At 68.5% G+C, this 24,661-nt stretch carries 26 protein-coding genes; 13 read left to right on the top strand and 13 right to left on the bottom strand.

Annotated elements, in window-relative coordinates; translation table 11 throughout:
- Positions 1-34: 34 nt before the first annotated feature.
- Positions 35-301, bottom strand: a complete 267-nt coding sequence (locus ASG62_RS01220; RefSeq protein ID WP_056694565.1) for a DUF1127 domain-containing protein — start codon at positions 299-301, stop codon at positions 35-37.
- A gap of 249 nt (positions 302-550) precedes the next feature.
- Here ASG62_RS01220 and ASG62_RS01215 point away from each other — a divergent pair, with 249 nt between their 5' ends.
- Both ASG62_RS01215 and xseA read left to right on the top strand, forming a co-directional pair.
- Positions 551-1,501 (top strand): LysR family transcriptional regulator, encoded by a 951-nt coding sequence (locus ASG62_RS01215; protein WP_056694975.1) that lies wholly within the window; start codon positions 551-553, stop codon positions 1,499-1,501.
- A gap of 46 nt (positions 1,502-1,547) precedes the next feature.
- The gene (xseA, locus tag ASG62_RS01210) at positions 1,548-3,140 is read left to right on the top strand and encodes an exodeoxyribonuclease VII large subunit (RefSeq protein ID WP_056694567.1); all 1,593 of its coding nucleotides are present in this window, start codon (positions 1,548-1,550) and stop codon (positions 3,138-3,140) included.
- A 51-nt stretch (positions 3,141-3,191) separates the two neighbouring features.
- On the opposite strand, the gene ASG62_RS01205 is transcribed toward xseA, so the two are convergent.
- From ASG62_RS01205 to ASG62_RS01185, 5 genes are all read right to left on the bottom strand, one after another.
- Positions 3,192-3,872 carry a LutC/YkgG family protein gene (locus ASG62_RS01205; RefSeq protein ID WP_056694570.1) on the bottom strand — a complete coding sequence of 227 codons (681 nt, stop codon included), beginning with the start codon at positions 3,870-3,872 and terminating at the stop codon, positions 3,192-3,194.
- The gene (locus tag ASG62_RS01200; RefSeq protein WP_056694572.1) at positions 3,869-5,317 is read right to left on the bottom strand and encodes a LutB/LldF family L-lactate oxidation iron-sulfur protein; all 1,449 of its coding nucleotides are present in this window, start codon (positions 5,315-5,317) and stop codon (positions 3,869-3,871) included. The genes ASG62_RS01205 and ASG62_RS01200 overlap by 4 nt, the downstream gene beginning before the upstream one ends.
- Complete coding sequence (locus ASG62_RS01195) at positions 5,308-5,637, bottom strand: DUF29 domain-containing protein (RefSeq protein ID WP_056694573.1); 330 nt, start codon at positions 5,635-5,637, stop codon at positions 5,308-5,310. The genes ASG62_RS01200 and ASG62_RS01195 overlap by 10 nt, the downstream gene beginning before the upstream one ends.
- A complete protein-coding gene (locus ASG62_RS01190) occupies positions 5,637-6,140 on the bottom strand; it encodes a DUF29 domain-containing protein (RefSeq protein WP_056694574.1) in 504 nt (167 codons plus the stop codon). The genes ASG62_RS01195 and ASG62_RS01190 overlap by 1 nt, the downstream gene beginning before the upstream one ends.
- Positions 6,141-6,222: 82 nt before the next feature.
- Positions 6,223-7,023, bottom strand: coding sequence for a (Fe-S)-binding protein (locus ASG62_RS01185; RefSeq protein ID WP_056694981.1), 801 nt, complete (start codon positions 7,021-7,023; stop codon positions 6,223-6,225).
- A gap of 157 nt (positions 7,024-7,180) precedes the next feature.
- Here ASG62_RS01185 and ASG62_RS01180 point away from each other — a divergent pair, with 157 nt between their 5' ends.
- The 5 genes from ASG62_RS01180 (at position 7,181) to glcF (ending at position 12,328) form a co-directional block, all read left to right on the top strand.
- Positions 7,181-8,674, top strand: coding sequence for an FAD-linked oxidase C-terminal domain-containing protein (locus ASG62_RS01180; protein ID WP_056694575.1), 1,494 nt, complete (start codon positions 7,181-7,183; stop codon positions 8,672-8,674).
- A gap of 84 nt (positions 8,675-8,758) precedes the next feature.
- Positions 8,759-9,988, top strand: coding sequence for a glycolate oxidase subunit GlcE (gene glcE, locus ASG62_RS01175; protein ID WP_056694576.1), 1,230 nt, complete (start codon positions 8,759-8,761; stop codon positions 9,986-9,988).
- A gap of 35 nt (positions 9,989-10,023) precedes the next feature.
- Positions 10,024-10,245 carry a DUF433 domain-containing protein gene (locus ASG62_RS01170; RefSeq protein ID WP_057180248.1) on the top strand — a complete coding sequence of 74 codons (222 nt, stop codon included), beginning with the start codon at positions 10,024-10,026 and terminating at the stop codon, positions 10,243-10,245.
- Positions 10,235-10,990 (top strand): endonuclease NucS domain-containing protein, encoded by a 756-nt coding sequence (locus ASG62_RS01165; protein ID WP_056694578.1) that lies wholly within the window; start codon positions 10,235-10,237, stop codon positions 10,988-10,990. The genes ASG62_RS01170 and ASG62_RS01165 overlap by 11 nt, the downstream gene beginning before the upstream one ends.
- Entirely contained in the window at positions 10,991-12,328 is a 1,338-nt protein-coding gene (glcF, locus tag ASG62_RS01160; protein WP_056694579.1) for a glycolate oxidase subunit GlcF, read from the top strand.
- 68 nt (positions 12,329-12,396) lie between these two features.
- Here the strand turns inward: glcF and ASG62_RS01155 are convergent, their stop codons facing one another.
- The 3 genes from ASG62_RS01155 to ASG62_RS01145 form a co-directional block, all read right to left on the bottom strand.
- Positions 12,397-13,116 (bottom strand): L,D-transpeptidase, encoded by a 720-nt coding sequence (locus ASG62_RS01155; protein WP_056694580.1) that lies wholly within the window; start codon positions 13,114-13,116, stop codon positions 12,397-12,399.
- Between the two features lie 194 nt (positions 13,117-13,310).
- Entirely contained in the window at positions 13,311-14,180 is an 870-nt protein-coding gene (locus ASG62_RS01150) for a L,D-transpeptidase (protein WP_413814166.1), read from the bottom strand.
- Between the two features lie 182 nt (positions 14,181-14,362).
- Positions 14,363-15,067, bottom strand: a complete 705-nt coding sequence (locus ASG62_RS01145; protein WP_056694581.1) for a DUF2927 domain-containing protein — start codon at positions 15,065-15,067, stop codon at positions 14,363-14,365.
- A 364-nt stretch (positions 15,068-15,431) separates the two neighbouring features.
- Between ASG62_RS01145 and ASG62_RS01140 the strand changes: the two genes are divergently transcribed.
- From ASG62_RS01140 to ASG62_RS01115, 6 genes are all read left to right on the top strand, one after another.
- A complete protein-coding gene (locus tag ASG62_RS01140) occupies positions 15,432-15,629 on the top strand; it encodes a hypothetical protein (RefSeq protein WP_056694582.1) in 198 nt (65 codons plus the stop codon).
- A 55-nt stretch (positions 15,630-15,684) separates the two neighbouring features.
- The gene (locus ASG62_RS01135; protein WP_056694583.1) at positions 15,685-16,377 is read left to right on the top strand and encodes a DNA-3-methyladenine glycosylase I; all 693 of its coding nucleotides are present in this window, start codon (positions 15,685-15,687) and stop codon (positions 16,375-16,377) included.
- Between the two features lie 121 nt (positions 16,378-16,498).
- Complete coding sequence (hisS, locus tag ASG62_RS01130) at positions 16,499-18,112, top strand: histidine--tRNA ligase (protein ID WP_056694584.1); 1,614 nt, start codon at positions 16,499-16,501, stop codon at positions 18,110-18,112.
- A 4-nt stretch (positions 18,113-18,116) separates the two neighbouring features.
- Entirely contained in the window at positions 18,117-19,250 is a 1,134-nt protein-coding gene (locus tag ASG62_RS01125; RefSeq protein ID WP_056694585.1) for an ATP phosphoribosyltransferase regulatory subunit, read from the top strand.
- Positions 19,247-19,945, top strand: coding sequence for an ATP phosphoribosyltransferase (hisG, locus tag ASG62_RS01120; RefSeq protein ID WP_056694586.1), 699 nt, complete (start codon positions 19,247-19,249; stop codon positions 19,943-19,945). Before ASG62_RS01125 ends, hisG begins: the two co-directional genes overlap by 4 nt.
- A 140-nt stretch (positions 19,946-20,085) precedes the next feature.
- Positions 20,086-21,396 carry a GGDEF domain-containing protein gene (locus ASG62_RS01115; RefSeq protein ID WP_244487567.1) on the top strand — a complete coding sequence of 437 codons (1,311 nt, stop codon included), beginning with the start codon at positions 20,086-20,088 and terminating at the stop codon, positions 21,394-21,396.
- Between the two features lie 137 nt (positions 21,397-21,533).
- Here ASG62_RS01115 and fumC read toward each other — a convergent pair whose 3' ends face one another.
- The 4 genes from fumC to ASG62_RS01095 all read right to left on the bottom strand — a co-directional run bounded on the left by fumC (position 21,534) and on the right by ASG62_RS01095 (position 24,656).
- The gene (gene fumC / locus ASG62_RS01110) at positions 21,534-22,973 is read right to left on the bottom strand and encodes a class II fumarate hydratase (protein ID WP_056694587.1); all 1,440 of its coding nucleotides are present in this window, start codon (positions 22,971-22,973) and stop codon (positions 21,534-21,536) included.
- 142 nt (positions 22,974-23,115) lie between these two features.
- Complete coding sequence (locus tag ASG62_RS01105; protein ID WP_056694588.1) at positions 23,116-23,724, bottom strand: AAA family ATPase; 609 nt, start codon at positions 23,722-23,724, stop codon at positions 23,116-23,118.
- A 1-nt stretch (position 23,725) separates the two neighbouring features.
- Positions 23,726-23,947: a hypothetical protein gene (locus tag ASG62_RS01100; RefSeq protein WP_056694592.1), complete on the bottom strand. Its 222-nt coding sequence runs from the start codon at positions 23,945-23,947 to the stop codon at positions 23,726-23,728.
- A 70-nt stretch (positions 23,948-24,017) separates the two neighbouring features.
- Positions 24,018-24,656 carry a hypothetical protein gene (locus tag ASG62_RS01095; RefSeq protein WP_056694985.1) on the bottom strand — a complete coding sequence of 213 codons (639 nt, stop codon included), beginning with the start codon at positions 24,654-24,656 and terminating at the stop codon, positions 24,018-24,020.
- Positions 24,657-24,661: the final 5 nt, after the last annotated feature.

The raw sequence follows: 24,661 nt of genomic DNA, 5'->3' as shown, positions 1-24,661 counted from the left end.
GTTCACGTATCGGGGTTGCGGGACTGGCGGTCGATCATGCCGAGCGGCGGCGCTTGGCAGCTGTCATCGCGAGTTGATAGGTGGGATCGCTTCTCCAGCTCTGCTGCAGAGCCTCGTGGACGTCGTCACGCTTCAGGCCGATATCGGTGAGAAGGTAGTCCGGCAGATCGCCGACATGGCGCGCGGCGCGGCGGTTCATGGCCGTCTTCACCATGGCCCGTGCGGCCGCCCACAGAATCATCGGCGAGGGCAGGTGGAACGTGAGCCGCCGGGTCGGCGTCTGTCTCGTGAAGATGGTCATGGCGCAAGGCTCCTTCGGGCCCTCAGGCGTTCATCGCGGGTCTCGTCGGGCAAGGCTCCGCCGGTCCACGGGAAGGTTCATCTTCCGGCGGTTGCTGGGGTCGGCGTCGGTCTTGTCTGACAGGATGAGATTTAGAGGGGAGCGATTGATCAATCCAACGAATGTTGCTTATGATCGGTATCAGCTTCGATGATGCGACGGCCGGCTCCCTTTCCTGCGGCGGCCTTCGTCCGGCATGAGGATCTCTCGATGGCAGCTCCGCTCGATCTCGACCAGTTGCGCACCTTCGTCGCCATCGTCGACACCGGCAGCTTCACGCGCGCCGCCGACGAGGTGTTCAAGACGCAGTCGGCCGTCTCGATGCAGATGCGCAAGCTGGAGGATCGGCTGGGCGTGCAGCTCTTCGAGCGCACGGGGCGGAACGTGCGCCTCAGCGACGAGGGCTCGCGGCTCCTGATCTATGCCCGCAAGATGATGAGCCTGAGCATCGAGGCCCTGTCGGCCTTCGACGAGGAGCAGATCGAGGGCCATGTGCGCATCGGCCTGCCCGACGACTATGCCGAGCGTCTCCTGCCCGAGATCATGGCGCGCTTCTCGCGCTCCAACCCGAAGGTCGAGCTGCAGATCGCCTGCGAGCCTTCCATCAACCTCATCGAGCATGTCGAGAAGGGCCATCTCGATGTCGCGCTCGTCTGCGTCAGCCGCTCGGCGCAGGCCGAGATCGTGCGGCGCGAGCCGCTGCATTTCGTCACCTCCGCCGCCCACGACGTGCATCTGGAGCCGGTCCTGCCGCTCGCCATCGGCCGGTCGGACTGCCAGTGGCGCACGCAGTGCATCGATGCGCTGAAGGCGATCGGGCGCCCGCACCGCATCCTCTTCACCTCCTGGTCGGCGACGATCGTCACCTCCGCGGTCCTGTCGGGGCTCGCGGTCAGCGTCCTGCCCGAATGCGCGCTGCGCTCGGGGATGCGCGTTCTCGGCGAGGCCGACGGCTTTCCGACGCTGCCCGATGCCGAGATCGGCATGCTGCGGGGCAAGACGTCGGACAAGCCCGTCATCGACGCGTTGGTCTCGCACATCCGCGACAGCCTGGAGAATCTCGCGCAGCCCGCCGAGCCGCCGGCGACGCGGCGCCTGCCCGAGGCGCGCGTGATCCGCGCGCCGCGCCCGCGCCCTTCCATGGCCGCCGCCGGCTGGTGAGGACCGGCCGCTTGCCAAACGGCGCGGCTTTCCCGAAAAGCATCCGATGAGCCAGACCGACCAGCCGGCCTCCAATCTCTTCGAATATTCCGTCTCCGAACTCTCGGGCGCGCTGAAGCGCACGGTCGAGGAGCGGTTCGACCATGTGCGCGTTCGCGGCGAGATTTCCGGCTATCGCGGCCCGCATTCCTCCGGCCACGCCTATTTCGCGCTGAAGGACGACCGCGCGCGTCTCGAGGCGGTCGTCTGGCGCACGAGCTTCGGTAAGCTCGCCTTCAAGCCCGAGGAAGGGCTGGAGGTGATCGCGACCGGCAAGCTCACGACCTATCCGGGTTCCTCGAAGTATCAGATCGTCATCGAGCAGATGGAGCCCGCCGGCGCGGGCGCGCTGATGGCGCTCCTGAACGAGCGGCGCCAGAAGCTCGAAGCGGAAGGGCTCTTCGCCGAAAGCGCCAAGAAGCCCATCCCCTACATGCCGCGCGTGATCGGCATCGTCACCTCGCCGACCGGCGCCGTCATCCGCGACATCCGCCACCGCATCGCGGACCGCTTTCCCGTCCATCTCCTCGTCTGGCCCGTGCGCGTGCAGGGTGAGACGTCGGGCAACGAGGTCGCCGCCGGCATCGCGGGCCTCAATGCGCTCGACGGCTCGAACGGCCTGCCCCGGCCGGACCTCATCATCGTGGCGCGCGGCGGCGGCAGCCTGGAGGACCTCTGGGGCTTCAACGACGAGGCGGTGGTGCGCGCGGCGGCGGCGTCCGACATTCCGCTGATCTCGGCGGTCGGCCACGAGACCGATTGGACGCTGATCGACCATGCCGCCGACCGGCGCGCGCCGACGCCGACGGGCGCGGCCGAGATGGCGGTGCCCGTGCGCGCCGATCTCCTCGCCGGCATCGCCGCGCTTCACGCGCGCCATTCCGCCGCGATCTCGCGCCGCTTTGCCGAGGAGCGCCGGGGCGTGGCGGCGCTGGCGCGCGGCCTGCCGACGCCGGACATGCTGCTGGCCTTGCCGCGCCGAAGGCTCGACGAGAGCGCCAACGAGATCGGCCGCTGCCTCGCGCTCGCCGTCGGCGAAAAGCGCCGCGCCTTCGGCGGCACGGCGGCCCGGTTGTCGCCGCAGAATCTGGAAGCGCTCGTGCGGCACAAGCGGGCTGAGCTGCGCCATGGCGAGGGCGGCGCGCTGCACGCGCTCCAGAGCCTCGTCTGGAAGCGGCGCCAGGCCTTCGACCGCACGGTGGCGGAGCTGCGCCCGCATCAGATCGGCGCCATGGCCGCCGCCTCGCGCCACCGGCTGGACACGCTCGCCACCCGGCTCGACGGCGCGATGGAGGGGCTGGAAACGCGCAACCGGGCCGCGCTTTTGTCGGCCGCGCGCATCGCGGCGAGCCTCGACCCGCGTCAGGTGCTCAAACGCGGCTATGCGATCATCCGCGATGCCGACAACCGCCCGATCACCCGCGCGGAGGACCTCGTGCCCGGCCTGGAGTTCGAGGTCGAGTTCTCCGCCGACCAGCGCCGCTCGGCCATCGCGACCGGCGCCATCAGCCCGGACGCGACGGCGGCGACCGCGGCAAAGCCGCGCCCCGCGAAACGGGCGGCGAAGGCCGTGCTGGGCGGCCAGGGAACGCTGTTCTGACGCGCTCGATCGAGGCTGGAGCCGGGTTCTCCCGGCACCAGCCTCGAGACATCAGGCGTCTCCGACGATCACCACATGCAGTGCCCTCGGGCCATGGGCGCCCAAAAGCAGCGTCTGCTCGATATCGGCGGACCGGGACGGGCCGGTGATGAAATTCACCGAGCGGGGCATCTGGCCCTTGCCGTAGCGTTCGCGCAGGCGCGGCCAGAGCGCCTCCATGTCGCCGAAGACATCCTTCGCCGCGACGACGACGATGTGGTTCTCCGGCAGGAAGTTGAGGCTCGTCGGATTGTCCGGCCCGGAGAGCAGGATCAGCGTGCCCGTTTCCGCGATGCCGCCCTCGGCATGGGAGAGGCCGTTCAGATCGTCGCCCGCGCTCGGGCCGTGGCTGACGTCGAGCGTCGTGGTCCCGAAATCGGCCTTGGCGAGGCGCGCGTCGGCGCCGACGCGCAAGCTCGCCGGCTGGTTCGCCGCCCGTAGCCATTCGGCGACGGCGGCCGGCACCTCCTCGTAGCTTGCGACGCGCGAGAGCGTCGCGCTCGCGGCCTCCACCATGGCGGAAAAGAGCGTCACGCGCTCCTCCGGCGGCAATTGCCCACGTGCCGGAATGATGCCGAGCGGGGCGCCGGCGAGCCTGCCCTCGACGCGGGCGAGGCGCTCGGGGTCGCGCGGCCGCGCGCCGACCGCGCCGCGGATGCGCGAGAGGATCGCGTCCCTCGAAGAGCCGCTCATCGCGCCGCTCCCGTCTTGGCGGCGGGATCGCGCCCGAAGCGCTCGGCATATTGCTGCTGGAAGGTGCGGCCCTCCGGCGCCGGAAGATCGCGCCATTTCGTCCAGCCGCCGGCGAGCGGCAGGCTCTTGAAGCGGTGGCGGCTTCCCGCCATGCGCGAGAGGATCGGCATGGCGAGCGAGACGGCCAGCCGGTAGAGGCGCGGGCGGCGGGCGGCATAGGCCCAGAGCAGGAGGCCGGCGCGCGCGGGCTTGGCCTGGAGGCCGCCCTCGAACTCCTTCTCGCGCCAGTGGCGCATCATCTTCGGCAGCGGAATGCGCATGGGGCAGACGCTCTCGCAGCGGCCGCAGAAGGTGGAGGCGTTCGGCAGGTGGCCGGACTTGTGGATGCCGGACAGGCTCGGCGTCAGCACCGCGCCCATCGGGCCCGGATAGACCGAGCCATAGGTGTGGCCGCCGACGGCATGGTAGACCGGGCAATGGTTCATGCAGGCGCCGCAGCGGATGCAGCGGAGCATCTCCTCGAACTCGGTGCCGAGCATGGCCGTGCGCCCGTTGTCGAGGAGGATGACGTGATACTCCTCCGGCCCGTCCGGGTCGTCGGGCCGCTTCGGCCCGGTGGAGAAGGACGTGTAGACGCTCGCCTCCTGGCCGGTCGCCGAGCGCGCGAGGAGGCGCAGGATCTGCGCGGTGTCCTCCAGGGTCGGCACCATCTTCTCGATCGAGGCGAGCACGACGTGGCACTTGCCGAGCAGCTGCGTCAGGTCGCCGTTGCCCTCGTTGGTGACGATGACGGAGGTGCCGGTCTCGGCGATCAGGAAGTTCGCGCCGGTGACGCCGATATCGGCCTCGCCGTACTTCTGGCGCAGGATCGCGCGGGCTTCGGAAAGGAGCGTCACCGGCTCGGTGAGGTCGCGCGCGGGATCGAGATGGGTGTGGAACCGCCGGAAGTCGGCCTCCACCTGGTCGCGGTTGACGTGGACGGCGGGCGCGATGATGTGGCTCGGATGCTCGCCGCGCAGCTGGATGATGTATTCGCCGAGATCGGTCTCGACGGGGGTGATGCCGTTCTCCGTCAGGAAATCGTTGAGCCCGATCTCCTCGGAGACCATGGTCTTGCCCTTGGTCACGGTCTTGGCGCCGCGCCGCCTCGCGATGTCGAGCACGATGGCGCGCGCATGGGCCGCGTCCTCGGCGAAGTGCACCACGCCGCCGGCCGCCTCCACCTTCGCGGCATAGGCCTCGATATAGAGGTCGAGATGTTTCAGCGTGTGGTTCTTGATCGCCACCGCATTGTCGCGAAGCGCGTCGAACTCCGGCAGCGCCTCGGCCGCGAGGCGCCGCTTGTCGACGAACTTCGTCTCGACATTGGCCATGGCGCGCTGGAGCGCCGGGTCGGCCAGCGCCGCGACGGAGTTCGCCTTGAAGGCGTGGGATGTCATCTGCATGGGCTTGGGTCCGGCATCGCTGAAAGGTCGCGGAGCATGTCGAGGGAATAGGGGCATAAGGACGGGAAAGCGCCGAGGGGGAGACCGGTTTCGTCCGCGGCCAGCCGACGAGCGGACTGGTAGAGGTCATCGAAGTCGGCCTCGCCGATCCTGCGCCCTTTGCCCTTTTCTTCGTAATCGATGATGTTCTCCCGTTCCCGGTCGATGGTGTTTCGCCAGGAGCGCGAACGGCGTTCGGGCTGAAATTCCCATTTCAGGAGATGCAGCATCAGCAATCGATAGCTTGATCTTTGACCTCGCTTCTTGCTCTTGCCGACCATCAGGCCGCGTCATCCTTCGAAATCGTTGAAGAGAACGAGCCCATGGGCATGGCATCGAGATCGCGAAGGAAGGCCAGAGAATAGGGACACTCGTAGGGGAAGCGCTCTCGCGGCAGGCCTGTTCCCGCCATCGCAAGCCGTACGGCAGGCGGATACGCCTCCTGAATCATTCTGCCAGCGTTGTCGCGGAGCCAGCGACTTTCGCGTTCCTCGTCCAGAATGCCGATCCGCGCCTCCAGGATTTCCCGGCCGAGTGCCGGTCTTCGATCCGCCGGCAAAGCCTGCCATTCGAGGAGTGCAGCGACGAGATCGCGATAGTGGAAGCTCAGTTGTCGCTTCGTCTCGAGGCCGATCCCCTCGATTTCCTCGATCAGGTTGGGAAGATCGAGTTCCGAGAAGCGGCCCAGTCTCAAGAGCTGCGCCTGCTCCATCGCCCAGGAATAGGTGTCGTCCTCGTAGTCCGCCGGCTGCGGATAATAGGGTCTGTCCTTCGCCAGGCTCATGGTCGGGCTCCGCGATCGTGGATCGACGGGCATTCTAACTCATCGAAGCCAAGGGCGCACGCGCATCGCAGGGTCATCGACCTCACAGCTTGCCACCGATGGGCGGGGTGTCGGTCATGCCGGCGAGGACCTCCGCGACGTGGCGGACCTCCATGGCGACGCCCCGGCGCTTCAGCTTGCCGTCCATGTTCATGAGGCAGCCGAGATCGCCGGCGAGCAGCATGTCGGCGCCGCTCTCCTCGATCGCCTTCGACTTCTTGGTGACGATGGCGTTGGAGATGTCGGGATATTTCACGCAGAACGTGCCGCCGAAGCCGCAGCAGACGTCGGCGTCGCGCAACTCCTTCAGCTCCAACCCGTCGACGCTGCCGAGGAGGGCGCGGGGCTGGGCGCGCACGCCGAGCTCGCGAAGGCCCGAGCAGGAATCGTGATAGGTGGCCGTGGCGCTCACCGCCGCCTCGACCTCCGTCACGCCGAGAACGTCGACGAGGAAGCTGACGAGTTCGAAGACGCGCGGCGCGAAGGCGTCGGCGCGGGGCTCCCATTCGGCATCGCCCGTGAAGAGCTCGGGATAGTGGCGCTTCAGCATGGCCGCGCAGGAGCCGGAGGGCGCGACGACGTAGTCGAAGCCCTCGAAGCTTTCGATGACCGACTTGGCGATGGCGGCCGTGTCCGCGCGGTCGCCGGAATTATAGGTGGGCTGGCCGCAGCAGGTCTGGTTCGCCGGCACTTCGACCGTGCAGCCGGCATCCTCCAGGAGCTTCAGCGCGGCGAAGCCGACGCTCGGGCGGAACAGGTCGACGAGGCAGGTCACGAAGAGGCCGACGCGGGGGCCGGTCTTCGAGGCCGGGCCGGCCGGGCCTGTCGCTGCGTTGCTGCCCATCCCATTGATCTCCCAGTTCGCGTCAGGCTTGATGTAGACGGATTCCAAACCGAATGCGAGACTGGGCTACCAGTTGCCGCGCTTCATGGACGCGAAGCCGCATGCTTCTAGATTCGGTGATCGCGGCGCCTCGTCCGGGCGAGAAGGAGCCTGTTCCATGTCCGTCCTGATGCCGAAGCCGAGCGAGGCCATCCTCAGCCGCCGCGCCGAGATCGTGGCCGGCCTGAAGGCGATCGTGCCGGGGGAGGGCGTGGTGGAGGCGCGCGAGGAGATGCGCGTCTTCGAGACGGACGGGCTGACCGCCTATCGCCAGCTGCCGCTCGCGGTCGTTCTGCCGGAGACGGTCGCCGAGGTCGCGGCGGTGCTGCGCTATTGCCATGAGCGCGACATTCCCGTCGTGCCCCGCGGCTCGGGCACCTCTCTGTCCGGCGGCGCGCTGCCGCTGGAGGACGGGGTGCTGCTCGTCCTCTCGCGCTTCGACCGCGTGCTCGACATCGACTTCGACAATCGCTGCGCCACCGTGCAGCCGGGCGTCACCAATCTCGGCATCACCCGCGCGGTGGAGCATCGCGGCTTCTACTACGCCCCCGATCCCTCCTCGCAGATCGCCTGCTCGATCGGCGGCAATGTCGCGGAGAATTCGGGCGGCGTGCACTGCCTGAAATACGGGCTCACCGCCAACAACGTGCTCGGCATCGAGTTCGTGACGATCGAGGGCGAGGTCGTCCGGCTCGGCGGCAAGCATCTGGATTCGGAAGGCTACGATCTGCTCGGCCTGATGACGGGGTCGGAAGGGTTGCTCGGGGTCGTGACGGAAGTGACGGTGCGCATCCTGCAGGCGCCGGAGACGGCGCGCGCGGTGCTCATCGGCTTTCCCTCCTCCGAACAGGCCGGCGCCTGCGTCGCGGCGATCATCGCCAAGGGCATCATTCCCGGCGGCATGGAGATGATGGACCGGCCCGCCATCGAAGCGGCGGAGGCCTTCGTTCATGCCGGCTATCCGCTCGACGTCGAGGCGCTGCTGATCGTCGAGCTCGACGGGCCGCGCGCGGAGGTGGATCATCTTCTCGCCGAGGTCGAGGCCATCGCGCTCGCCAACGGGTCCGGCACCTGCCGCGTCTCGACGAGCGAGGAAGAGCGCGCCGCCTTTTGGGCCGGGCGCAAGGCCGCCTTTCCGGCGGTCGGGCGCATCTCGCCGGATTACTACTGCATGGACGGGACCATTCCGCGCAAGGAACTGCCGACCGTGCTGGCCGGCATGAAGGCGCTGTCCGAAAAATACGGTCTGAAGGTCGCCAACGTCTTCCATGCCGGCGACGGCAACCTCCACCCGCTGATCCTCTACGATGCCAACAAGCCGGGCGAGCTGGAGGCGGCCGAGGAGTTCGGCAACGACATCCTGCGCCTCTGCGTCTCCGTCGGCGGCGTTCTGACGGGCGAGCACGGCGTCGGCATCGAGAAGCGCGACCTCATGCCGGAAATGTTTTCCGAGGACGATCTCCGGCACCAGCAGCGCGTCAAATGCGCCTTCGACGCCAAGCACCTCCTCAATCCAGGCAAGGTCTTTCCCGTCCTCCATCGCTGCGCCGAACTCGGCCGCATGCATGTCCACAAGGGCCAGGTCGCCTTTCCCGACCTGCCGCGGTTCTGAGAGACGAGCGATGAGCTTTAGGAACCGCTCCCGTCTCGGCTTTGCCGCCCGCCTTGCAGCCCATCACCACGGTGCCGTCTTCCCATGAGCCTTGCGATCGATACCTCAGACCGCACGGTCCTCGTTCCACAGAGCGTCGAGGAGGTGCGCGAGATCGTCGCGGCCGCCGTCTCGCAAAGGGAGCCGCTGGCGATCGAGGGGACCGGCTCGAAGCGCGGGCTCGGACGGCCCGTGCAGGCGGCGCGCACGCTCTCGCTCGCCGGCCTTTCGGGCGTCACGCTCTACGAGCCGGACGAGCTGGTCCTTTCGGCGCGGGCCGGCACGCCGATCGCCGAGATCGAGCGGCTGGTGGACGAGGCGGGGCAGCGGCTGGAGTTCGAGCCGCTGGACTATGGGCCGCTGTTCGGCATGGCCCGAGGGCAGGGGACGCTCGGCGGCGTTCTCGCCTGCAACCTCTCCGGCCCCCGCCGGCTGAAGCAGGGTGCGGCCCGCGACCATGTGCTCGGCGTCGCCGCCGTCTCCGGCCGTGCCGAAGTCTTCAAGGCGGGCGGGCGCGTCGTGAAGAACGTCACCGGCTATGACCTCTCCAAGGGTCTCACCGGCTCCTTCGGCACGCTCGCCGTCCTGACGGACGCGACGATCAAGGTTCTGCCGAAGGCGGAGACGGAGACGACGCTGGTCCTGCGCGGGCTCGACGATGCCGCCGCGGCCGGCGCGATGGCGGCGGCCATGGGCTCTTCCGCCGAAGTCTCGGGCGCCGCCCACCTGCCGCGCTACGTCGCGTCGCGCGTTGCCGCGGGAGCGCTCGGCGCGGAGGCGGCGACCTGTCTGCGGCTGGAGGGCTTCGGCCCTTCCGTCGCCGCACGCGCGGCCCATCTCGGGCCGGCGCTCGCCCGGGTCGGGTGGCTGGAGGTCCTGGAGCGCGAGGCGAGCCGGGCCCTCTGGCGCGACATCCGCGACGTCGTTCCCTTCGCCGACGGCACGGACAGGCCGGTCTGGCGGCTCTCGGTCGCGCCGACGCGCGGGCCGGACGTGGTTCTGGCCCTTCGCATGGCGATGGCGGTCGATGCGTTCTACGACTGGCAGGGCGGTCTCGTCTGGCTGCGCCTCGAGGGCGAGCCGGAAGCCGAACTCGTGCGCGCCGCGGTCGAGCGCCATGGCGGCGGCCATGCGATGCTGGTTCGGGCGAGCGACGCCGTCCGCGCCGCGACGCCGGTCTTCCAGCCTCAGCCGGCGGCTCTGGCCGCGCTGGCGGGGCGTCTGAAGGACCAGTTCGACCCCGCGGGCGTGCTCAATCCAGGGCGGATGGGTTAGAGTCGAGCGACATGCCCGGGAAGGAACTTTACGCCATGGAAGAGAACGATCTTTTCGAGCGCAAGATCGATGACCTCGGTGGGCTCCCGGTCTTCAAGGGAACCGAGGTTCCCGTAAGCGCGCTTTTCGAAAATCTGATCGCCGGACGTACGATCCTCGACATCGCCGAAGAGTTTCCATCAGTGGGGCTCGAGAGGGCAAGGGCTACGCTCAGGCTGGCCTCCTTGCGGATCGCCGAGCGCTTCCATGCGCGATGACTATCAGGATTGGCTCGTTGCCCGCCAATATGCCGTCAACACCCGCGTGGCTCAGCTCTACCGGGTTCGTAAAGTCGAAGAAGCGTACGGCGATCTGGCGGCCCATCTCGCGAGCGGCACCTTGGGAAATGTCATCAAGGAATTGACCTACGGGGTCGAAGATGAGCGACGCAATCTTCCCAATCCATCCAAGCTCCAGCTCGAAGGCAGCATTCGCAAGAGCCTGCAATCCTACAAAGGCGCCGCGCTGCGTTATGCGACCTTCCTGTCGTCCAACGCCGACGCCTCCGTCCCGGACAAAGTTGCGCCCAGCATCGTGCACGCACCCGTCGATGCCGATCAGGCTCGGCAGCGATTCGCGCTGGAGCGGGATATGCAAGCCGAACTGCGCCGGAGTATCGCCAAGCTCGATGCGTCGCTGACGATCATCGACGATGGTGCCGAACGCTCCGTCTCGTCCGGCTTCATCGACATCATGTGCGAGAACGACGCGGGCGAGCTCGTCGTGATCGAACTCAAGGCGGGTACGGCCGATAGCCGGGCCATCGGCCAGATCCTCGGCTACATGGGCGACGTGGCGGTCGAGGAAGCAGGGCGCGTCGTGCGCGGAATCCTCGTCGCGCACGACTTCGACCGGCGCGTCAAAGCGGCGGCGCGGGTGGTCCCGAGCATCGAGCTGATGCGCTACTCGATCGAATTTCTGTTTGAGTCGGAGTCCGAGTCCGCGATGGAGACGATTGCCTGAATGCAAACCACCTTCTCCCCCGCCCAGCTCGCCGATCCCGCCGTCGCGGAGTCCGAATCCATCATCCGCAAATGCGTGCATTGCGGGTTCTGCACGGCGACGTGTCCGACCTACGTGACGCTCGGCAACGAGCTCGACAGTCCGCGCGGGCGCATCTACCTCATCAAGGACATGCTGGAAAACGACCGGCCGGCGGACGAAAAGGTGGTCAAGCATATCGACCGCTGCCTGTCCTGCCTCGCCTGCATGACGACCTGCCCGTCCGGCGTGAACTACATGCATCTCGTCGACCACGCGCGCACCCATATCGAGAAGACCTATCGGCGGCCCCTGATCGACCGGGCGATCCGCGAGGTTCTGGCGCGGGTGCTGCCCTATCCCGGGCGGTTCCGGGCGAGCCTCGTCCTGGCAAGGCTCGCGCGCCCGCTGATCCCGCTCTTCGCCGGCATCGCGCCGCTGAAGCCGCTGGCCGCGATGCTGCGCCTCGCCCCGACATCGATTCCCGCCGCATCGGCGGTGAACGAGCCCTCCGTCCACCGGCCGAGTGCGGCGGGCGCGGCGTCGAAGCGCGTGGCGCTGCTGCGGGGCTGCGCGCAGTCCGTGCTGGACCCGCGCATCAACGAGGCGACCGTGCGGCTGCTCGGCCGGCTCGGCGTCGAGGTCGTGGTGCCGAAGGGCGAGGGGTGCTGCGGGGCGCTCGTCCACCATATGGGGCGCGAGGAGGAGGCGCTCGACTTCGCGCGGGCCAATGTCGACGTCTGGACGCGCGAGATCGAGGCGGGCGGGCTCGACGCAATCCTGATCACGGCATCGGGCTGCGGCACGACGATCAAGGATTACGGACACATGCTGCGGCTCGATTCCGCCTATGCGGAAAAGGCGGCGCGCGTCTCGGCGCTGGCCAAGGACGTGACCGAGTTCCTCGCCGCGATGGAACTGCCGAGCCCGAGCGGCGCGACGGGCCTCGTCGTCGCCTATCACTCCGCCTGCTCGATGCAGCACGGGCAGAAAATCGTCAAAGCGCCGAAGGCGCTGCTGGCGGCGGCGGGCTTTGCCGTGCGCGACGTGCCGGAAGGGCATCTGTGCTGCGGCTCGGCCGGCACCTACAACATCCTCCAGCCGGAGATCGCGGCACGGCTGCGCGACCGCAAGGTCGCCAATATCGAGCGCGTGGCGCCGCAGGTGATCGCGACCGGCAATATCGGCTGCATGACGCAGATCGGCTCCGGCACCGCGATCCCGATCGTCCACACGGTGGAGCTTCTGGACTGGGCCTATGGCGGCGCCCGCCCGGCCAGCTTGGCGGGCGTCTCGCCGGTGTTGGAAGCCGCCGAGTAAGCATTGCGAGACGAAAAGGGCCCGCCGTCGCCGGCGAGCCCTTTTCGGTTGGCGTGACGAAAGACCGTTCAGCCGCCGCCGAAGATCGTGTCGAGCAGGTTGGCGCCGCGCGCGGCGATGCCGGCTTCGCGGTAGACGCGCTCGCGGCCTGCGCCGTCCGGGCCGATCACGACGACCTTCGTGCCGCGGTCGGCGCGGCCGTAGAGGTGCTGCACGTCCTCGTTCATCATGCGGATGCAGCCGGAGGACATGTTCTGGCCGATCGTCCAGGGCTGGTTCGTGCCGTGGATGCGGAAGATCGAATCCTGGCCGCCGCGATAGAGATAGAGGGCGGCAGCGCCGAGCGGGTTCTGCGGTCCGCCTTCCATGTAGGGCGGGATGATGCGGCCGTTGGCGCGCTCTCGGGCGATCATCTCCTTGGGCGGCGTCCAGCCCGGCCATTCCGCCTTGCGGCCGACCTTCATCTGGCCGGACCAGCCGAAGCCCTCGCGGCCGACGCCGACGCCGTAGCGCGTCGCGCGGCCCTGGCCTTCGACATAGTAGAGGAACTTGCGCTCGCTATCGACGATGATCGTGCCCGGTGCCTCGCCGGTCTCGATGACGACGGAGCGGCGCTTGAACTCCGGCGAGACCTTGCGCATGGAGGGCGACATGCGGCGCTGGTTCTCGGCCTCCCACTGGCCGGATGCGTGGTTGAAGTAGCGGTTGCCGGCTTCGGCGGGTGCGGCGAAGGCCAGCGTGGTGAGGAGCGTCGCCGCGGCGATGGCGGCCGATAGGGTGCGGGTCATGGAGGCTCTTGGTCCCTCGTCGAGTGTTTCGGCCTCGCGCGCGATCGGGCGAGTCCTCGGGGCGGTGTCTGGTGGCGGCGGTGTCTGGCGATGCGACGGGTTCGTGAGAATGCGGTTGGAAGAGAACTCGCACGATCCGTTTGATGTTGCAGGCAGCGATTCGCCGCCGCCTGCTTTCGATGAAACTGTTGCGCTTATAGCACGATCACGCGCGTGCCGACGGAAACGCGCTCGTAGAGATCCATGACGTCTTCGTTGCGCATGCGGATGCAGCCGGAGGAGACGGCCTGGCCGATCGTCCAGGGCTGGTTCGTGCCGTGGATGCGGTAGAGGCTGGAGCCGAGATACATGGCGCGTGCGCCGAGCGGGTTTTCCGGGCCGCCGTCCATGCGCACCGGCAGGATGCGTCCCTTGGCGGCCTCGCGGGCGCGCATCTGCGAGGGCGGCGTCCAGGCCGGCCACTCCCTCTTCTGCGAGACGCGGTGCGTGCCCGCCCATTCGAAGCCGGGCTTGCCGACGCCGACGCCGTAGCGCCGCGCCTTGCCGCCGCCTTCCACTCGATAGAGGAACTTCGCCTCCGTATCGATCACGATCGTTCCCGGCGCTTCGGAGCCGGCATAGTCGACGACCTGCGGCAGGAAGGCCGGGTCGAACCTGTCGCTCCGGTTGACGGCGCGCCCGGTGCTGCGCGGGCTCGTGGAGCGCCAGGTCCAGTCGTAGGCGGCGGCGACGCCGCTGGCGCTCGCCGCCTCTACGCCGCGCACGCCCGGCGCGACGGCAGAAGCGGCCGGCCGGCGCGCGCCGTAGCGCAGGCCGTTCGGCTGCGACGCGGCACCCGTGGTGCGAGCGGGGCGGTCGAGGCTGGGCCGCGCATAGCCCGGGCGCACGCCGCTGCCCGGCGCGAGCTGGAGCGTCCAGGCGCTGGCAAGGTCCGGCGCGACGGCGACGGCGGGGTATCGGTCGCGCGCCTCCGCTTCGACGCCGCTCGCCACGAGCAGCGCCAGGGTGACGGCCAGCGTGCCGGCGAGGCGTCGGCGAAGGAAACGGGGCATCGTGGCGGGCATGCTGGCGGCCTCCTCGGATCGGATGGGCGGGAGACGGCGCCGGTGGCGTCCCGTCTCCCGGGTCGCCTCGAATCTGACGAAGAATGGCAAGCGAATGGTGAATTTCCGGCCGCGAGGGGCCGGATGCGCGGTCGTATTTCGTTATGGTTAACAGTTGGTTGGGAAAGGTGGTTAAGGAAGCGTCAGCGCGTCTTGCGCCGCGCGTCCTCGACGATCTCGCCGAGCAGCGGGCGGGCGTCGTCCAGCGACATGCCCGGCGAGAGGCGGGGGTCGTAGAGCATTTCGAGGAGGATGCGATCGGAGCGCATGGGCTGCTCGGCCGCCGAAGCGCCGTTGAGGACGCTGTCCGGCAGACGGTCGGTGTCTTCGAGAAGGCCGAGCCCCTGCACGACCTCTTCCGACAGACAGCGCCGGAAGAGCTCGTCGCCCATGTCGGAGACGATCAGCGCGTCGGACCGGCGGATGCCGCCGCGCCCGAAGCTCGATCGCACGATGCAGGCGCCGGGCACGCGGAGGAAGGGATTGCCGTAGATGCGCCGGCCGACCGCCTGATAATCCTTGGAATCGACGATGTGGACGGTGAAGTTCGCCGCCTCCCGGCCGCGCGCGAGGCGGGCGCCGGGCCCCGGCAGGTCGCGGGCGAGCCGCCGAAGGAAGCCTTCCGCCTCGCGCCGCCGCGGCTGGCTCGCGCCGTCCTCGACCGCGAAGCGGATCGGCCCCGCGAACCGCTTGAGATAGGCGCCGCCGCCGAAGAGGCCGGGGATCTCGGAGCCGAAGGCGGTCTCGGCGAAGGCCTCGACGAAGACCGCGTCCTTCGGCAGGGGCGCCGCGCTCGCGGCGGTGGCGCCGAGGAAGAGAAGGACGGTCGCGAGGAGACGGGGCGTCATGGAACGGGGTCGATTCGGGGCGCGGTTGCGAAGGCCCGACCGTGCCGCGCAGGACGCTGCGGTGCAAGGCCCGGTTCCGGCGGCCGATGCCGATCTGCAACAGTTCGCCGACGCTTGTCGATCGGGCGATTGTGCACTGCAAAAGACGTGTTAGCCTCTTGTGTCGGCAGGCTTATGAAGGCTGGCCGGGCGGATGACGGGCATGTCGCGCGGGCTTCAGATCCGCGGGTGAACGGGAATGCCGGGAGGAGCGGTTTCGCTTCGTGCCGCTCTGCGCCGATGCCGGCGCTTGGGGCGGCCCGGCTGGTTTCATCGCCCATGCGCGCGGTGTCCGCGCATCGGCATTCCGTTCAGGATCGCCGCCATGATCGCGCTCACGCTGATCGTCTGCCTCCATGCCTCCCCCGCGCAATGCCGGCCGGAACCCGTCTCCTTCGACGGCTCGCTGATGAGCTGCGCCCTCTTCGGCCAGTCCCTGGCGGCGGATTGGATTTCCAAGCACCCCAAATGGCGGCTTCGCAAGTTCACCTGCGGCATTGCCGGGCGCCAAGGCTCGGCCTGACCGGCGCGTCCCTCTGCGTCTTGCCAAGTGCCGGCGGGCACGCGCATGAAGAGGCATGGGCGAGATCGAGACGCAGGAGAGCGGGGCGTTCGACGAGGGCGAGCCGCGCGAGGATGGGCTGACGCGCCGGCCGGACGGCCGCCTGCGCTGCCGCTGGCATGGCGGGCTGGCCGACTACGTGCGGTATCACGACGAGGAATGGGGCCGCCCGTCCGCCGACGACGACAGGCTCTTCGAGAAGCTGTGCCTCGAAGGCTTCCAGGCCGGCCTCTCCTGGCTGACAATCCTGCGCAAGCGCGAGGCGTTCCGCGCGGCCTTCCAGGGATTTCGGATCGAGCGCGTGGCCGCCATGACGGCGGAGGACGTCGATCGGCTCGTGCTGGATGCCGGCATCGTGCGCCATCGCGCCAAGATTCTCTCGGCGATCAACAATGCCGGACGCATTGAGGCGATGCGCGCGGAAGGGCTGTCCTTCGCCGGCTTCCTCTGGAGCTTCGAGCCCGGCCCGGACGAGCGCCCGGCCCGGATGGACATCGCCTATGCGAGGGCGAACACGGTGACGCCGGCCTCGACGCGCCTCTCCAAGGCGTTGAAGGCGAGGGGCTTCACCTTCGTCGGGCCGACCACGATCTACGCCTTCCTCCAGTCCATGGGCTTCGTGAACGACCATATCGAGGGCTGCATCGCGAGAGACGCCTGCGAGGCCGAGCGCGCTGCGCTGACGCGACCCGCGCTCCGGGCGGAATAGGGCGCGCCTTTCCATCCTCCGGGCGATCGGATAGGAGGCAGGTCAAAATCAGTCAAAATTGATTGACGATCCGTCGTTGGTGCGACCAGCCGTCGTCGATCCAGTCCCTCGGATGTGTCTCATGGCTCCCAAGCCCGGAAAACCCCTCAAGGTGAAGGCGCGCCAGCCGCGCGGCTTCGGCGATCGCGGCCCGGCGGATCTTCGGGCGCAAGGCGAGATGATCGAGATCATCAAGGGCGTCTACGAACGCTACGGGTTCGAGCCGGTGGAGACGCCGATGTTCGAATATACCGACGCACTCGGCAAGTTCCTGCCCGACAGCGACCGGCCGAACGAGGGCGTCTTCTCGCTGCAGGACGACGACGAGGAGTGGCTGTCGCTCCGCTACGACCTCACCGCGCCGCTCGCCCGCCATGTGGCCGAGAACTTCAACGACATCGCGCTGCCCTATCGCAGCTATCGCGCGGGCTACGTCTTCCGCAACGAGAAGCCGGGGCCGGGGCGGTTCCGCCAGTTCATGCAGTTCGACGCCGACAGCGTCGGCTCGCCCGGCGTCTCCGCCGACGCCGAGATGTGCATGATGATGGCCGACGTGATGGAGGCGCTCGGCATCGAGCGCGGGCAGTACGTGATCCGGGTGAACAACCGGAAGGTGCTCGACGGCGTGCTGGAGGCCATCGGCCTCGGCGGCGACGAGAATGCCGAGCGCCGGCTGACCGTGCTCAGAGCCCTCGACAAGCTCGACAAGTTCGGCATTGCCGGCGTGCGCGAGCTTCTCGGCAAGGGCCGGCTGGACGAGAGCGGCGGCAAGGGCGACTTCACCAAGGGCGCCGAACTCGACGCCGACAGCATCGACCGCGTGCTCCGCCTCTTCGACGTTTCGGGTCTTGCCTCCGAGGCCGTCGATGCGGACGGCGCGGGCAGTGTCCGTCTGGCCAAGGCGCGCGAGGCTTTCGGCGAGAATGCGCGTGTCGCAGAAGGGCTCGGCGAACTCGAAACCATCCGCGACATGTGCAGGGCTGCGGGCTACGACGACGCGCGCGTCTCGATCGACACGTCCGTCGTGCGCGGCCTCGAATACTACACCGGCCCTGTCTACGAGGCCGAACTGCTCTTCGACGTCACGAACGAGAAGGGCGTCAAGGTTCAGTTCGGCTCGGTCGGCGGCGGCGGGCGCTATGACGGGCTGATCGCGCGTTTTCGCGGCGAGGCCGTGCCGGCGACCGGCTTTTCCATCGGCGTCTCGCGTCTCCAGACCGCGCTGAAGAATCTCGGGCGTCTGAAGGCCGACGAGCGCACCGGCCCGGTCGTCGTCACCGTCATGGACCGCGACCGGCTCGCCGACTACCAGCGCCTGACCGTCAGCCTGCGCGAGGGCCTGAACCCGCGCGACGCGCAGGGGCGCTACACCGGCTCGGTCGTGCCGGTCGAGATGTTCCAGGGCAATCCCAAGCAGTTCGGCAAGCAGCTCCAATATGCCGACCGCCGCAACGCGCCTTGCGTCGTCATCCAGGGCGGCGACGAGAAGGCGGCCGGCACGGTTCAGGTCAAGGATCTCGTGGAGGGCAAGCGCCTCTCCGAGACGATCGAGGACAATGCCACATGGCGCGCCTCGCGCCCGGCGCAGGTGACGGTGCCCGAGGCCGAGCTGGTCGCCGCCGTGCGCGCCATTCTCGACGCGCAGGCCGCCGATCGCCTGTCCTCGGCAGCCGGCGCTTCGGGCGAAAAGGCCTGATCGCTTGAGCCCCGTCGCCGAAGATGCCGGCCCGGACGCCGCGCTGACCCGTCTCTTCGCGGCGCGCGGGGCCGCTGTCGTCACCGTTCCGATCCTCCAGCCGGCCGATCCCTATCTCGACACGGCCGGCGAGGCGCTGCGGCGGCGCATCTTCCTGACGCGCGGCGAGGGCGGCGAGCAGCTCTGCCTTCGGCCCGACTTCACCATTCCCGTCTGCCTCGCCCATATCGCGGCGGAGGGTGTGCTGCCCGGCCGCTACGCCTATTGCGGCCTCGTCTTCCGCCAGCTTCGCGCGGAAGGCTCCGAGTTCCGCCAGGCCGGCATCGAGGATCTCGGCCATGCCGACCCCGCCGCGGCCGACGCGCGGGCCGTGGCCGATGCGCTGGCCGCGCTCGAGGCGGCGGGGGCGCCGGAGGACCTCGACATCGTGCTCGGCGACCAGGGCCTCTTCGAGGCGGTGCTGGCCGCGCTCGGCCTGCCCGACGGCTGGCAGCGCCGGCTCGTGCGCACCTTCGGCGACGACAAGCTGCTCGGCGCGGCGCTGGACGATCTCGCCCGCCGCGACAAACGCGCTCTCGACGGGCTCGACCCCGAGCTGCACCGGCTCGCCCGGAGCCGCGATCTCGCCAGCCTGAAGGCCGCCGTCGAGGCGCGGATGGAGGAGGGCGGGCTCTCCGCCCATGCCGGCCGCACGCCCGGCGAGATCGTCGCGCGGCTCGTGGAAAAGGTCGAGATCGCCGAGGCCAGCCTGTCGGAAGGCTCGCTGGCGCTCCTCACCGAGTTCCTCGCCATCGACCGGCCGCTGGCGGAGGCGAGCGCCGCCCTCGACGGCCTTGCCCGACGCCAGGGCCTGCAGCTGGGGGCGGGGCTCGCCGCCTTCGAGGCGCGCAACCGGGCGCTTCAGGCGGCGGGCGTCGATCTCGGCGCCGTCCGCTACCGCGCCGCCTTCGGCCGGCCGATCGACTATTACACGGGCCTGGTCTTCGAGATGCGCCGTCCGGGCGCGGCAGAGGCGCTGGCCGGCGGCGGGCGCTACGACCGGCTCCTGACCTTCCTCGGCGCCAAGGCGCCGATCCCGGCGGTCGGCTTCTCCGTCTGGCTCGACCGGATCGAGGCCGCGCGCGGAGCCCGAGCATGACGCTGACCCTCGCCATCCCCTCCAAGGGCCGCATGAAGGACGACGCCGTCGCCTCGCTCGCCCGCGCCGGCATCCACATCGCGCCCGTCGAGGACGCGCGCAGCTACCGCACCACCGTCTCGGGGCTCGACGGACTGGACGTCGTGCTGCTCTCGGCCTCCGAGATCGCGCGCGAGCTGCGCGACGGCGCCATCGATCTCGGCATCACCGGCGAGGATCTCTTGCGCGAGACGATCGCGGATGCCGATGCCAAGACGGAGATCGTCGCGCGCCTCGGCTTCGGCCGGGCCGACGTCATCGTGGCGGTGCCGGAGGCCTGGGTCGACGTCTCGACCATGGAGGATCTCGACGACGTCGCGGCCAGCTTTCGCGCCCGCCATCACCGGCGCATGCGCATCGCGACGAAATACGCCCGGCTGACGCAGGGCTTCTTCTCGCGCGGCCACGGCATCCAGAGCTATCGCGTGGTGGAAAGCCTCGGCGCGACCGAAGGAGCGCCCGCCGCTGGCGCCGCCGACATCATCGTCGACATCACCTCGACCGGCTCGACGCTGCGCGCCAACCGGCTGAAGATCCTGTCGGACGGTCTGATTCTGGCGTCCGAGGCCTGCCTCGTGATGACGCGCGCCGCGCGCTCGGCCGAAGACGAGGCCCGGACGGCCGAGCTGCGGAAGCGGTTCGCTTCGGTCGCGTGAGCGCCGAACGGGGCGGCTTCGCGCGATCAGCTTAAGGCGCTCTTCACGCTGAGACGAGCTCTCTCGCCTCGAAGGTCGTCTTTTAGCGGCTCGTTCAGACTTGGCCCCCACCATGCGCGGAGGTCAAGCGAGCGCTCCATATGGTCTTCAGAAGTCTCTCGAACGGCATGGAAGCGCAAGCCGCGATAGAGCGCTGCAGGGCCTTCGTGGAAGATCCGGTTCTCGTCGACGAGGTCGACCGGCTCCTGTCCGGGCGCACCCGCAAGATCCGCCTGCGAGGCCGGCTGCACGAGCTCTATCGCGAGCGGACCTTCCGTCAGTCGAGCAAGCTCGTGCGCCATTGGATGATGTGGATCGTCGCCATCGACATCCTCGGCACCGTCTTGAACTGCACCTTCCTGCCGCGCGACGTCCTGATCGCCGCTCTCATGCCGGGCGGCATGATCCTGGCCTGCGCCCTCTGCGTCGTGACGCTCTATCGCGGCGACGGGACCATGGTCCTCAAGGATGCCGGTCTCGTCGGCGGAACCTTCGTGATCCTCTGTTCGGTCGCGCTGGTCGGGGTCATCGCAGGGCCCGAATATTACGAGCGATACACGAGCATCATGATCTTCGTCGCCTTGACGGCGATCGTGATCTTCTCGATTCCGACCGCCTGGACCTGGACGATCGCGGCATCGGCCATTTTCATCCTGACCGGCGTGCAGTTCGGCAATCCGGTGGTGGAGACCGCCAGCGCGGTGGCGACGGTCCTCATCTTCGCGGCGGGCCTCGCCGGCGCGGTCGTCGCCAGCCAGACGACGGCGATCCTGGCGCAGAAGTCGTTTCTCCTCTCGCTGCGCGACCTGAAGCACGTCTCCGATCTCGCCGTCGCCAACCAGCGCCTGGAGACGCTGGCCCGCACGGACCCTTTGACCGGGGTCGCCAACCGGCGCTGGATGACGGAGAGGCTCGACGCACTCTGGAGCGGCGGAGCGGCCATGCCCGGACGCGTCGCGATCCTCATGTGCGACATCGATCACTTCAAGAGCCTGAACGACACGCTCGGCCATATGGAGGGCGACCGCTGCCTGCGCGAGGTCGCCAACGTCCTGACCGACTGCATCCGCCCGACGGTCGATCACGTCGCGCGCTATGGCGGCGAGGAGTTCCTGGTTCTCCTCAGCGACGTCGACGGCTTCGACGCGATGCTGACCGCCGAGCGCATCTGCCGGACGGTGGAGGCCTCCCTCCTCGCCAATCCCGGCTCGACCGTCTCGCGATACGTCACCGTCAGCATCGGCGTCGCCAGCGCGACGCCGGAGACGGCGCTTTCGGCCGACAGTCTCCAGCGCCAGGCCGACGAGGCCCTCTACCGCGCCAAGGCCGCCGGCCGAAACCGCGTCGTCAGCTTCGACGGCGCCGCCGACACGGCGCGGCTGCCTCTTCTGGGTCTCGCGAGCGCGGGTTGAGAAACACCTGAAGCGAGCCGCTTCGGGCCCGGCTCTTGCGCCGGGCGCGCCGAAAGCGCGGGCATCCTCGTCGGCCCCATGGAAGCCACGTCCGGCCCCGCCCTGGCTTGCGCCTGGGCGAGGCCGGTCTTGGACCTTCAGCCCGGGCGCGTCATCGCGGCGGGATCGACGATGCGGTCGTAGTCCTCGCCGGAAACGAGACCGGTGGCGAGGGCCTCCTCGCGAAGGGTCGTGCCGTTCTTGTGCGCGGTCTTGGCGATCTTGGCGCTCGCGTCGTAGCCGATCGTGGGAGCCAGCGCCGTCACGAGCATCAGCGAGCGGTCGAGCGCGGCCTTGATGTTGTCCTCGCGCGCCTCGATCCCGACGACGCAGTTCTCCGCGAAGGAGACGGCGGCATCCGCCAGAAGCCGGACGGACTGGAGGAAGTTGTAGGCCATGACCGGGTTGAAGACGTTCAGCTCGAAATGGCCCTGGCTGCCGGCGAAGGTCAGGGCGGCATGGTTGCCGAAGACCTGGACGCAGACCTGCGTCAGCGCCTCGCACTGGGTCGGATTGACCTTGCCCGGCATGATCGAGGAGCCCGGCTCGTTTTCCGGCAGCTGCAGCTCGCCGAGGCCCGAACGGGGGCCGGAGCCGAGGAAGCGGATGTCGTTGGCGATCTTGAAGAGCGAGGCGGCGACCGTGTTGATGGCGCCGTGGCTGAAGACCATCGCGTCGTGAGCCGCGAGCGCCTCGAACTTGTTCGGGGCGGTGGTGAAGGCGAGGCCCGTGATGGCGGCGATCCGCTCGGCGACGCCTTCGGCAAAGCCGATCGGCGCGTTCAGCCCGGTGCCGACGGCCGTGCCGCCCTGGGCGAGCTGCATCAGCGCGGGCAGGGTCATCTCGATGCGGGCTATGCCGTTGGCGACCTGCGTCGTGTAGCCGGAAAACTCCTGGCCGAGCGTCAGGGGCGTTGCGTCCTGCGTGTGGGTGCGGCCGATCTTGATGATGGGCTCGAACGCCTTTGCCTTGTCGTCCAGCGCCTTGTGCAGGACCTTCAGCGCGGGCACGAGCCGGTGCACCAGCTCTTCCGAGCAGGCGATGTGCATGGCCGTCGGATAGGTGTCGTTCGACGACTGGCTCATGTTGACGTGGTCGTTCGGATGGACCGGCTTCTTGGAGCCCATCTCGCCGCCCAGCATCTCGATCGCGCGGTTCGAGATCACCTCGTTGGCGTTCATGTTGGACTGCGTGCCCGAGCCCGTCTGCCAGACGACCAGAGGGAAATGCTGATCGAGCTTGCCCTCGATGACCTCGTCGGCGGCTTTCACGATCGCCTCGGCGATGCCCTTGTCGATCCGCCCGAGCGCCAGATTGGTCTCGGCCGCCGCCCGCTTCACGATGCCGAGTGCGCGCACGATCGGCAGCGGCTGCTTCTCCCAGCCGATCTTGAAATTGCCGAGCGAGCGCTGCGCCTGCGCGCCCCAGTACTTGTCGCTCTCGACCTCGATCGGGCCGAACGTATCGGTCTCGCGGCGTGTGCTCATGTCGGCGGTGCCTTCCCTCAGATCACGGACAGGTGTCTGGAGCGAAGCCATAAGCGCGCGGGGCCTGGATCGGAAGGGGAGGGCAGGGGTAAAATCGGTTTGAGGTCGCTCGGCAGGAGGTCGGCCGGAGGTGATCGATCCTCCCTCTCGTTCGAATACGAACGCCGCGCTTTCGCCCGACGATCGCGTCTTTCTAGAAGAAAGCTTCGACGTCCGTCTGAAGGGCGTCTGCCGCGGCATGGGCCAGTCGCAGATGAAGCGGCGTGTCTCGATCGAGATGCTTGCTGGCGATGTGGCCCTTTTCGACCGCCAGAAGCAGGACGGCACCGATATCGCTGTTGTCGAAGATCAGGGCCGTATCGGCCAACGCAAGGGCGGACGGCAGACGGCTGAAGGCCGTCTCATATCGGCGGCGGATGACCGCCTCCTCGATATGATGGCCGCCGCGCGCGACACGTTCTGCGACTCGCTGGACGTTCAGGTCCGGGCTGCGAAGGGTGACGTAGACGAGGGCAATTTCGTAACCGAGCGATCTGCATCGCTCCATAACGGCGATGGACTGCCGACTGCTCAGCGTCGTTTCGTAGACGAAGCTTCTTTTTTGGTTCAGCGCATTGTCGATCTTCGCAAGGACGAGGCGTCCTGCGTTCATCGAAGCCCCGGCCGGATCATGCGGAGCTATCTGACGAGCGACAACGTCGGCGTTCACGAACTCGCCGACGGGGTCCAATGCCGGATAGAGCGTCGACTTGCCGGAGCCGTTGGGTCCGGCGAAGATCGTGCAGTAGGCGGCGGGCCTCACATCACCGGTCACGGGGACCGAGAGCGGCTACCACGTTCTCCCGCCCGTCCCCGTAGCTGACAAGGAAGCGGCGACCATCCGGCATCTCCTTCACGATTCCCCGCCCGAGAGTGTCGTCCATGTAATAGGCGGGGACATCGGCTTCTTTCGCGAGCGAAAGAGCATCGCGACCGGCATTCTCGACCTGCGTCCTGTTCTCGCGCCACTTATCCAAGATCATCATGGCAGAACCCTCGTCGCCTCACATCTCCAATGTAGGCGACAAGGTCTCCCGATGCCAATCCGCCCGCGCCTTACCCCGCCGGGCAATGCGCTCCGGTCGCGGCCCAGGCTTCGTAGAGCGCGCCGAACTGTTCCTGCGTTCCGGGCACGGGCTCGCGTCCCTTGCCGGGGTTCCAGCCCCAGCCGACGAGATGGTCCTTGCCCATGTGCTCGACGATCTCTGCCAAGGTCTTGCCGCCGTTGCGGTTCTGGTCCTTGATCTGGACGCAGATCTCGGCGAGCGTCTTGCCCTGCCAAGCCATCTCGATCGGCGCCAGATGCCAGTTGGGATCGCCGGGAATGGACTGGATGCCCTCCGCCTGCGCGACGACGTCCACGTTGGCCGGGCCGTGGCAGGTGGTGCACTGCATGCCGGGCAGGCCGAAATTCGCATCGCCCCGGAAGACCGGCGGCTGGTGCAGCTTCATGTCCATGTTCTGCAAGGGGCGATCGCCCGCCGGATGGCAGTTCACGCAGCGCGGATGCTGAAGGACCTTGCCCGTCTCCTCGAAGATCGCGATCGAGCGCTCAGTCTCGTCGGCGATGGAATCGAAGTCGGACACGGTCTTCAAAGGTGCGGCCGGGGCCGCCGCTTCCTGCGCCGGGGCGGGCAGGACCAGCGGCAGGCCGAAGGCGGCGACGAGGCCGGCCGTCAGGAGCATGCTCTTCATCGGCG

Origin of the sequence: Aureimonas sp. Leaf427 (assembly GCF_001425485.1) — a bacterium.
Taxonomy (GTDB): Bacteria; Pseudomonadota; Alphaproteobacteria; order Rhizobiales; family Rhizobiaceae; genus Plantimonas.
The sequence above is the reverse complement of the archived record's forward strand: the minus strand, read 5'-3'. Positions and strand labels throughout refer to the sequence as shown.